Genomic DNA, 7,329 nt, shown 5'->3' on the forward strand with positions numbered 1-7,329 from the left:
GCCTCGCATTGCGCTGGCCGCGGCGGTCGAGCTAAAGCTCGACCGCTACAACTTACTGAGTGCAGGCCGCGGCGGTCGAGCTAAAGCTCGACCGCTACAACTTACTGAGTGCAGGCCGCGGCGGTCGAGCTAAAGCTCGACCGCTACAATATCAAGAGCGAGATCGCAGCGATGCGGATTCAAACGTCTAGGGGTGGGTGGGGGACGCGGGTGGGGATGGCATGACTTCGCCGTCGCAGATACGGACGAGCTTGTCGGCCGCGATCGCGGCTTGCGATTCGGACGACGCGATGATCCAGCGCTGACGGCCCCACTGGAGGACGTCTTCGAGGTCGCCCGCTCTTGGTGTAGGCGAAACCTTCGGATCGGGGCTCGAGTTCGCCATCGAGTTGACGCCGGGTTGATCGACCGGGTCGTCGAGCAACGAGATGCCGTACTCGTTATAGCCCGGCAACAGCATGTATTGGATGTTCGTCTCAGCCGTATCTTCCGACGTGTGCTTGTCTTCGAGCACGTGGATGACGTTCGTCAAGTCGTAGCTGACGGTACGCTGCCGGTCGATCGCCTTTTGGAGCTGGGAAGCCGCCTCTTGCAAAGCCGCCTTGCGTTGCGGATCCGTCGTCTGCTTCGCCTGCGCGAGCAGCGAGTTCACTTCGGCTTGGGTCTGCGGGATCTGCTTGAGCATCGCGCCGACGTCGGCGATCAGCTTGACGCGGTCGTCGTATACGCGCATCGCGCCATCGCGCCTGTTCCAATCGAGATCGATCTGATGGATCGTCGAATCGACCGAGTCGAGGTGCTTGTCGGAGCCGATGATCCCGGTCGTCGCGCTGTTGAAGTGCTGGACGAACGTCGAACAATACGCGCTCGTGTATATGGTCGCGAGGGTCTTCGGCTGGCCGGGCGACGGGCTCGTAGTCGGCGCTCCGGCCGGCACGCGATCGATGAGCACGAGCGGTGCGAGGGACGGACTTGGAGAGGCTTGCGGCACCGCGGCGGTCGCAGGTGCGCCGCTCGACGGCGGTGCCGGGTTTTGCGCGGGCACGGGAGAGGCGGCGGCCGCCACGAAAATGGCGGCGCCTAGGGCGATCGCGATAGTGCGACGCTGGCCCATAGTTCGTGGATGTTCCGCGACCCCGAGTGACGGACCTGGAGACTTTTCATCTCATGTCGCGATATGACGTGGTCGTGGCAGGCGGCGGAGCCGCCGGTCTCAGCGCCGCGATCTTCCTGGCCCGCGCCGGCGTCAGCGTCGCCGTGTTCGACCGAGCCGAGTCGAGCTTGCGCCGCGTCGAGAAAGTCTACAACTACCTCGGATTTCCGGACGGCATCGGCGGTACCGAACTGCTCGTACTGGGGAGGCGGCAAGCCGAGCGCTTCGGCGCAGCCGTTCTCGACGCGAGCGTCGACAGGGTCGCGCCGACCTCCGACGGCTTCGCCGTAACGGCGGACGATGCTGCGCACGAATGCGCGTACTTCATCCTCGCGTCGAACAAGCGCACCGATCTGGCGAGCGCGCTCGGCATCGAGCTCGGCGGCTTCGGGGGACGTTTCGTCCAGACGGATGAGAACGGCGCGACCGCCGTCGACCGCTGCTACGCCGTCGGCCGTATCACGGGGCGCCCAAGTCAGGCGATCATATCGGCCGGCGACGGCGCACGCGTCGCGATCGCGATCATCGAGCGCATTCGCGGCGGCTACTACGTCGATCACGACACGTAGGATCATGACGTATAAAGCAGGGAGCACGCTGTAGATGGGAGTCGCACGTCGGCGACATGGCGCACACGTGGCACCTGTCCGCGCCGCGCTCGTCGTTCTCGGCGTCCTCGCCGGCATCGTCGTGCTCCTCGGCGCCTGGTTCATCCGGGCGCCGCTTCCAAAACTCGACGGCACGATCGATGCTGCCTCGCTCAAGGCCGAAGTGACCATCCGGCGCGACGACCGCGGCATCCCTCACATCGAAGCGTCGTCGGCATCCGATCTTTTCTTCGGACAAGGTTTCGCGTGCGCGCAAGACCGCTTGTGGCAGATGGACGTCTTGCGGCGCGAGGCTGAAGGGAAGCTGTCGGAACTTTTCGGTCCGGTCGCGTTGAGCGTCGACGAGTATTTCAGAACGATCGGCCTCGGCGAGATCGCGCAAGCGACGGCAGATCGGGCATCGCCCGCCGAACGGCAAATCCTTCAGTCGTATGCGGATGGGGTCAACGCCGCGGCATCGACCCGTGCGCTCCCGCTCGAATTCCGTTTGCTCGGCTACAAGCCGCAGCCCTGGACGCCGGCCGACACGCTCGCCGTGGGACTGCTCATCACGAAACAGCAAGACGACAACTGGAAAGACATCCTCTTGCGCTCCGATATCGCGGCGAAGGTCGGAACCGTCGCGGCCCACGCGCTCATGGATTTCCAAGTGCCCGCGCTCGAGGAGTACATGCCCGGCTACACGCCGCACGCGAAGCCGCAGTCCGGGGGCACGAACGCGACGATGATCGAGCCCGCGCTCGATCTCGCCCGCGCGCAAGGCGTCGACTCACCTGCGCTCGCCGATCATCAAGGGTCGAACAACTGGACCGTCGGGGCATCGCGCACGACGACGGGCAAGCCGGTGCTTTCGAACGACACGCACCTCGATCACACGCTGCCGAGCACATGGTGGGTATCGCAGATCGAAGGCGCGGGCTACGACGTCGAAGGTTTCACACTTCCAGGCTTGCCCGGCGTCGTCATCGGCCACAACACGCGCATCGCGTTCGGCGTGACGAGCGCCGCCGAAGACGTCGAGGATCTCTTCGTCGAGCGGTTCGAATCGGCCAAGTCGGACCGTTACCTGGCGAATGGGAAGTGGCTCAAGGCCCAACATCGCGTCGAGCTGATCGACATCAAGGGTCGCGCTCCGCTCGCGCTCGACGTGCTCGTGACGAGACACGGGCCGATCATCAAGCGGTCGGGCACGACCGGCTTGGCTCTCAGCTGGACGGCGATGCGCGAAGGCACGAAGGTCAACGCGGTCCTCGATTGGGATCGCGCTTCCGATTGGCCACAGTTCCGCGCCGCGCTCTCCGAACTCGTGGGGCCGACGCTCAACTTCGCGTACGCTGACGTCGATGGTCACATCGGGTATCAAGATGCAGGGCGCGTGCCCGAGCGCGTCGCCGGCGACGGTACGATGCCGGTCGAAGGACAAGACGACCGCTTCGCGTGGAAAGGCGATGTACCGTTCGACGCCCTGCCGCATGCGCTCGATCCGCCGCGCGGATTCCTTGCGACGGCGAACAACGAAATCGTGCCCGGCACGTTCGCGCCATCGCTTTCGCGCGACTACTTGCCGCCATACCGGATCCACAAGATCGTCGAGCGGCTGACGCCGCCCGGAAAGCGGACGCCCGAAACGCTCGGGTCGATCCAGGGAGACGATTTCGACTACCCTCGCTGGCGTTTGGCCCAGACGGCCGCTCCGATCCTCGCCGCCTCGACATCATCCGCCGATCGCGATCTCGCCTCATTGATATCCGGCTGGAACGGCGATACGGACGTCGACGCCAACGCGCCCACGTTCCTCGCAGCGTTCGACCACGCGCTGCAGGACCGTTTGTTGAGGAAGCAGCTGGGTTCGGCACTTCTCACACGTTACGACGCTCATCAGCACTTGATAACGCCGCTCATCCGAGCACTCGACGGCGACGATACGCTCGCCAAGATGGGTATCTCTCGCTCGGCGATCCGGAGCGCGATCCTGCCGGCCGCGCACGACGCCGAAGCGGCGCTCGGCTATCCGAAGCGGCCGCTGCAGAAGTGGGGCGACGCGAACGCGGCCGTCTACGAGCACCCGCTCGCGATCGGTTGGCCGTTGACGCTGCTGAACGCTCCGACGATTCCCCAGCGCGGCGATCCGTATGCCGTCTTCCAAAGCAGGCCCGATTTCGGACCCTCCATGCGCTTCGTCGGCGACACGAGCGATTGGGATCATTCGTCGATGCTGCTGACGCTCGGCGAATCCGGAGTCTGGACGGATGCGCACTACGACGACATGGAGCGCGATTGGGTCGACGTCGAATACAGACCGACGCCGTTCAGCGACGCCGCTGTGTTAAAAGCGACGACCGATACGCTGCGTCTCGAACCGGCCGCGCCTTAGGATGGAGGGTCGCCGCCCGGATAGAAGCACGCGGCCATGATGCGCATCCGGCTTCGCTTGCTGCTGACGAGCTTCAACAAATCCGCGATGGACTACGCGCTCGCGCGGCTCGAGGTCGCACTCGCCAACCCGCATGCGCCCGCGCCGCCGCTCGTCGATCGCGTCGGCCTGCAGCTGCGCCCGGACGACGATTTCGACGCACGCTGGCCGGCCGCGCTGGCGCAAGTATCGTCGGCATCCGCTTACGTTGCCGACGCGAATCGCGGTGCGATCGCGGTCAAGCGCGACCTCGCATGGGCGCGGTTGTCTCGCACGGTCAAGATGATCCGCCAATTCGCCGACAGCATCGAGTGCTTCGCGCACGAGCGCGGCGAAGGCCGCATCGGCGGGGGCGGCGCTTGAATCTCAAGATCGCGGTGCTCGGCGCGGGTGTGATGGGGAACGGCATCGCGCACAGCCTCGCGGTCGGCGGCTTCGATGTCGAGCTCTACGATCCGATCGAAGCGGCGCGCATCGGCGCCATCGAGCAGATCCGCAAGAATCTCGCAAGAGGCGTCGAGCGCGGCAAGCTGAGCGCCGCCGAGGCCGACACTGCGCTGAAGCGAGTCAAGCCGGCGGTGACGCTCGCGGCCGCGCGCGATTGCGGGCTCGTCATCGAAGCGGTACCCGAAGAGATGGCGCTCAAGCACGCCATCTTCAAAGAGCTTTCGACGATCTGTCCGCCCGAGACGATCCTCGCGACGAACACTTCTGCGCTTTCCATCACGGAAATCGCGGCGGCCGCCTCAGACCCGACGCGGGTCGTCGGAATGCACTACTTCAACCCGGCGCATATCATGAAGCTCGTCGAGGTCGTCCGCGGGCTAGAGACGGCCGATCGCGCGGTCGAGGTCGTCGAGTCGGTTGCGAAGCAGTGCGGCAAAGAGACGGTTCTTATCAACGAGGCGCCTGGGTTCGCGACGAGCCGGATCAACGCGATGATCGGCAACGAAGCCTTCTATATGTTGATGGAAGGCGTCGCGTCGGCGCGCGACATCGATAAGGCGCTCAAGCTCGGCCTCAACCATCCGATGGGTCCGTTCGAGATGATCGACCTCGTCGGTCTCGACACGCGGCTCAAAGTACTCGAGTACCTGCACGCAACACTCGGCGAGAAGTTCCGGCCGTGTCCGCTGCTCGTCAAATATGTGAAGGCAGGTCGCCTCGGTCGCAAGGTCGGGCGAGGCGTGTACGATTACCCGAACGGCTAGAGCGGGTTCGCGCCGGTAAGGCGCCGAACGACGACTTGAAACCGGCCTGTCAATGGACCGGCTCGATTCTTGCTTTTGCTATCGGTCTTCCGAAGGCGGATCAAGGTAATGGCGACATCATCGAACACCGGCAATCCGACGGCGAGGACCATCGTCGTCGCTGTCCTCGCGCTCTTCTTGCTCGGAGTCGATGCGCTGAGTCTACGCGAGATATGGCACCCGCGCGGCATCTTCGGGTACGGCACGAACCTCGACGGCGTCGTCACCGGCGTCGATCGAGGCTCGCCTGCCGACACCGCCGGCATACGAGTGGGCGACCGCCTCGATGAATCGACGATGACGCCGCAGCAGCGCTGGGACCTCATCCAAATCCCAGCGGTCGATTCGGCGGGAATATCGAGATCGTTCGTAGTCTACCGCGACGGCGTCAAGCGGACCGTGACGCTCGTTGCAACGGCCGAGACGATCACCTTGACCGACCAGGTCGTCACCTTGATGTCCGCGCTCGGCGCCCTAGTCTTCATCGGTATCGGCGCGGCGATCATCTTGCTGAGGCCGGATCGGGCGACGTGGGGATTCTTCCTGTTCTGCCTCGGTTACGCTCCGGCCAGTCAGGACGTGTTCAATCTGGTCTTCCCAGCGCCGTGGGTCCTGTATGGCTCCATGGTGCTCTACGCGATCCTCGCCGCCGGCCTCGCAGGTCTCATCGTCTTCGCGCTTCGCTTCCTTCACTCGTCGGTCTCCGGATGGCGGCGATGGGCGGAGCTCATCGCGCCGGCGCTCGTGTTCGCGGGCCTTACCGCCGTTGGGGTGCTCGAGGTCTGGTACACGTACTTCATCGGTCAACCGGCAGAATGGATCGCGCACGTCGAATTTGCGGTTACGGCCGCAGGAGCGCTCGTCGTCATCGTCGCTCTCATCGATACGTACATCCACCGCACGGGCGCCGATCGACAACGGATCCGTTGGGTCGTTTTCGGCTTCGGGGCCGCCCTGATCGCGGAGCTTGCTGTCACGATAATCCAGACCGAAGCCACGAACACCCCGCTCGTCGTTACGAACGCGATCGGATTGCTGACGTTGATCGCACCGATCTCGGTCGCATACGCGGTCGTCAAGCACCGGGTCATCGACGTCAACTTCGTCGTCAGCCGCACGCTCGTGTACGGCATCCTCACGACCATATTCGTCGGCATCTTCGCGTTCATCGATTGGTTCGTCGGACGCGTGCTCGACCAGACACGCTGGGCGCTCGTCGCCGAGATCGCAGTCGCGATCAGCGTCGGCTTCTGGCTCAATGGGCTGCATAGCCGTGTGGACCGCTTCGTCGACAGCGTGCTGTTCCGTCGCCGTCACGCGGCGGAGCGACGGCTCACCCGGTTGGCGCGCGGCCTGCCGCACGCGACATCGATCGAGCTCATCGATACGTCGCTGATCTCGGAACCGATGGACGCACTCGATCTAACCTCGGCGGCGCTTTTCCGGCGCGACGCGTCCGGCCGCTACCGCCGCGTTACGGCGCACGGATGGTCGGCCGCCACCGCGACGACCCTTGCGACGGACGACCCGCTGACGCTTCATCTGCAAGCCGAGCGCGGACCCATTCGGCTATCTGAGATCCACTGGTCGCGCGACGATGCGCCGGGCGGTGCCGCTCGCCCCGGGTTGGCGCTGCCGATCACCGTCCGTCACGAACTCGACGCGGTCGTGCTCTTCGGCGCACACCGCGGTGGCGAAGACTTTGACCCGGACGAGTTATCGTGGCTAACGGCACTCGCGACCGCCGCCGGCGCTGCTTACGACCACTTGGAGGCCGACGAGCTGCGTCAGAACCTCGAGCAGCTCAAACGCGAGAACGAATCGCAGCGCCTGACGCTCGAGCGCAACGGCCTGCTCGCGACTTAACGGTGGCCCACTTGTAGCGGTCGAGCTTTAGCTCGACCG

General features: G+C 64.8%; 6 protein-coding genes. 5 read left to right on the forward strand and 1 reads right to left on the reverse strand.

The genetic code is table 11. The features are described 5' to 3' along the window. Positions 1 to 187: 187 nt before the first annotated feature. On the reverse strand, positions 188 to 1,114 hold the full coding sequence (locus tag VFO25_00030; GenBank protein HET9341297.1) for a hypothetical protein: 927 nt from the start codon (positions 1,112 to 1,114) through the stop codon (positions 188 to 190). Positions 1,115 to 1,167: 53 nt separating this feature from the next. Between VFO25_00030 and VFO25_00035 the strand changes: the two genes are divergently transcribed. From VFO25_00035 to VFO25_00055, 5 genes are all read left to right on the forward strand, one after another. Continuing rightward, a complete protein-coding gene (locus tag VFO25_00035; protein HET9341298.1) occupies positions 1,168 to 1,722 on the forward strand; it encodes an FAD-dependent oxidoreductase in 555 nt (184 codons plus the stop codon). Positions 1,723 to 1,789: 67 nt separating this feature from the next. Next, positions 1,790 to 4,135, forward strand: a complete 2,346-nt coding sequence (locus VFO25_00040; GenBank protein HET9341299.1) for a penicillin acylase family protein — start codon at positions 1,790 to 1,792, stop codon at positions 4,133 to 4,135. A gap of 36 nt (positions 4,136 to 4,171) precedes the next feature. Continuing rightward, complete coding sequence (locus tag VFO25_00045; protein ID HET9341300.1) at positions 4,172 to 4,537, forward strand: hypothetical protein; 366 nt, start codon at positions 4,172 to 4,174, stop codon at positions 4,535 to 4,537. Then, positions 4,534 to 5,385: a 3-hydroxyacyl-CoA dehydrogenase NAD-binding domain-containing protein gene (locus VFO25_00050; protein HET9341301.1), complete on the forward strand. Its 852-nt coding sequence runs from the start codon at positions 4,534 to 4,536 to the stop codon at positions 5,383 to 5,385. Before VFO25_00045 ends, VFO25_00050 begins: the two co-directional genes overlap by 4 nt. Positions 5,386 to 5,493: 108 nt before the next feature. Continuing rightward, positions 5,494 to 7,290, forward strand: a complete 1,797-nt coding sequence (locus VFO25_00055) for a hypothetical protein (protein ID HET9341302.1) — start codon at positions 5,494 to 5,496, stop codon at positions 7,288 to 7,290. The last annotated feature ends 39 nt before the right edge of the window (positions 7,291 to 7,329 follow it).

Source organism: Candidatus Eremiobacteraceae bacterium (genome assembly GCA_035710745.1).
In the GTDB taxonomy this organism is placed as follows: domain Bacteria; phylum Vulcanimicrobiota; class Vulcanimicrobiia; order Eremiobacterales; family Eremiobacteraceae; genus JANWLL01.

Coding starts and splice junctions, on each gene's coding strand:
- VFO25_00030 (HET9341297.1), bottom strand. CDS start 1,114: ATGGGCCAGCGTCGCACTATCGCGATCGCCCTAGGCGCCGCCATTTTC.
- VFO25_00035 (HET9341298.1), top strand. CDS start 1,168: ATGTCGCGATATGACGTGGTCGTGGCAGGCGGCGGAGCCGCCGGTCTC.
- VFO25_00055 (HET9341302.1), top strand. CDS start 5,494: ATGGCGACATCATCGAACACCGGCAATCCGACGGCGAGGACCATCGTC.
- VFO25_00045 (HET9341300.1), top strand. CDS start 4,172: ATGATGCGCATCCGGCTTCGCTTGCTGCTGACGAGCTTCAACAAATCC.